Origin of the sequence: Paraburkholderia sp. BCC1884, from assembly GCF_900996225.1 — a bacterium.
In the GTDB taxonomy this organism is placed as follows: Bacteria; Pseudomonadota; Gammaproteobacteria; order Burkholderiales; family Burkholderiaceae; genus Paraburkholderia.
This window is the reverse complement of the sequence record NZ_CAAJGL010000073.1, coordinates 1-2,934: the sequence shown is the minus strand read 5'-3', so window position 1 is coordinate 2,934 and position 2,934 is coordinate 1. Positions and strand designations below refer to the sequence as shown.

Annotated in this window: 1 protein-coding gene; it reads left to right on the top strand. The window is 55.5% G+C overall.

Going from position 1 to position 2,934, the window contains the following annotated elements; all coding sequences use genetic code 11:
- Nucleotides 1–1,891: 1,891 nt before the first annotated feature.
- Nucleotides 1,892–2,934: phage late control D family protein (locus tag FQ705_RS15380; protein WP_144142532.1), on the top strand; the 1,043-nt coding region annotated here is incomplete at its 3' end.

Here is a 2,934-nt window from a genome sequence, read left to right as displayed (position 1 = left end):
CTAAGGCCCCGAGGGGCTTTGTTGTGCTCGCGATGTTCGATTAGTGCAAACTCGCCGTATCAAACTCGATCGACCTGACTGGCAATCAACCGCTTGGCGGAAGAAACGGTGTTTCCACACACTCTGGACTCACGTACGACCATACGGTTGACTTCCATCACCTCAAGTAGTTGCAGGAAAGTGCTCCGGGTAGTCGGGTGGGCGACCTGTACGAGGTCTGTGGTCAAGCGCAAAAGAGCATCAGTTGGCTACAGAACCAGCTCCGGCATACTGAACTCTTCATTCACCTGTTGCGTCGCGACCCGAAGGTTCGCAAAGGGGGCGCTTTGTCGAGGTACCAAACAGGTGACAGGGAAATGCTCGCGGCCATAAGAAATCAGAGTCGAACGGCGGCATTAAAGCTTCGCGTGTTTATCGTGCAACCTGGCTTTTCCCGTTCGAAAGTTAGCCCTGAGCAACTTTCATTGCTGAGCGTGACGGAGAACTTCCTCCTTGAAACGTACGGCGCGCCGTTCGGCGTCATTGGAAGCGCTTGACGTTTGGTACCCTCGCTCTTTATCGAGAATCGGGATATGAGACGACACCTCGGTCTTTCGTCCGCGCTCGAGTTTGCGTTTGCGCGTTCGATTGTCGCTGAGATTTGCAAAGCATATGGTAAATCAGCACTGTTTCAGCGTCCAAAAGGGAGACCGCACCTCGAGGTGCATCGTCGGCGGCGTTCGGAGGGATGGCGGCAATGACAGCGTTGAGAATTCAACGGTCCTGTGACGACTCGAGCCCCGTCATCTAAGCAGCGTTCACGAGAGCCGTTCGTAAGACACTCGATCAGATCAGCACTAATTTTGCTGCAGCCGCGGCGCTCCGACTGGAGGCCGAGAATATATTCGCGTTGATCTCGCTTCCGATCTCCATGCATATTGCGATCAACTGTGACGCGATCGATGCCGAACTCACCGGCAAGCTGGCTGCGGTTCTCGCCGGCATCGAACCGTGCTTTAGGTCAGACTGCTGCTCGCCCATGAGCTGGGGCTTGCGTCCCTGGTGCTTGCGGCCCTCCATGCGCGCACGGGCTTCCTTCCCGCTGCCGTGCCTTCCTGATACTGTTCTCGAACTCGGCGAACGCCACAAATGGTCAACGCCAACTTGCCCGCTGGCGTGTCGGTACCGAACTGCTGCTGAAGGTCACCAGTCGCACGCCACGCGCATCCAACTCGCTGATGGTAAATAAAGAGTTTCAGCCTGGGGAGCAAGGTGATGTTGGGATATTTGCCAATAAATCGTGGCCGAGATGCTTCGCGGTGTTCGAGGTAGCCAGCAAGTGGAATGGATCGGTCGGCGCTCGGACAACCGCTGCGTTGATTTCCAAATCACCATGGCGAGCATTTGTCACTTTCGCCAAAATGGCACACGTGCTGCTGGGCTTCAGCGACGGCGTGCGTGGGGGCACCTGATAGCTGCTAGGGTGCCTTAAACAGTTTTGCCAGCAAATCGCCGTTACCCTTTCCAACCCGGAATGCTGCCAAAGCGAGATGCCAATGCAAAGATTGCTCGCGCACATAAGCCGGCGGGTGAGGTAGCAGCATGGTCTTATCCAGCGGCTTTCTACCCGATCGCCGATTACTGGCCGCTTTTGCGATTCAGCTGCATGGCTTATGGTCGGCTATCTGGTTGTTGCTGTCAAAGCCGGGCATCCTAATCCATCTCGCAATCTGAAAGAAATGTCCGAAACGTTATTTGAAAGAATTTACAGATATGCCGCTCGCATTGGTTAGCCAAAAATTCATGCCGCCTCACACTTTCTGGCATTGAATTGTTGGCCGATTCATCTGAACTTTCGTAAAATCGCGTAGAGCGCGGTCGCTCAGTCAGCCAACAAGAAAGAAGAGGCAGTATGGGCGCGCAGGACATAATCGGGGCAATAACTGGCGGACTCATCCAGAGTGATCGCCTGCTGAAGCTGGATACTGCGCTGGGAAATAATGTCCTGTTGCCCCGGCGGGTGATTGGTTATTCACGGATTGGCCGCCACTACGAATTTACGGCTGATGTCGTGTCTACCTCCGACGCGATCGAACTCAAGAAGCTGATCGCCCAACCGGTGACGCTTTGGGTTCAACAGACGGACAGGTCCTATCTGCCTCATCACGGATACGTGCATACCGCACGGCGTCTTGGGTCGGACAGCGGGCTCACCAGTTATCAGATCGGCTATGCGTCATGGATGCATTTCCTGCGCTTTCGCAAGGACGCACGAATCTGGCAGGACAAGCCGGCCGACGAAATCCTGACCGATGTTTTCAACATGCACCCGCAGGCTCAAGGTGCATTTCGCTTTGCGTTGAGCAAGCCGTTGCCCTCGCGTTCGTTCTGCATGCAATACGAGAACGACTGGAATTTCGTCCACCGGTTGATGGAAAACGAAGGGCTGTTCGGCTACTTTGAGCAGGCCAGCGACGGTAAATCGCATACGCTCATCGTCACGGACAGTCTCGACACGTGCCAGCCTCTTTCACCGCAGACAGTGCAGTTTTGTCGCGCGGGCACAAACAGTGAAGCCGATGCCCTGGTTCAGTGGTCGGGCACGCGAACACTGCAAAGCACGACACTCACTACCCGCACCTTCGATTACAAGGCACCCGCTTCCCCCACCTTTGCCAAGGGCACAAACATTCCAACGCTTCCTACGCAGGGGAATCTGCCAGAGCAGGCTGAGGTGTATGAATACACGGGAGCCTACACCTATGGGACGCAGGATCGGGGTGATGCCCTGTCAAAAATCCGCATGGAAGAATGGGAATCGCGCGCGAAACGGTTTTACGGATCAGGCGGTGTGCGTGGTGCGGATGCGGGTCGCTGGTTCGAACTAGACGACCACCCCGGCCATGCAGCAGATAACCAGCAAAACCGCCAGTTTGCGATTATCGAAGCCGCCTG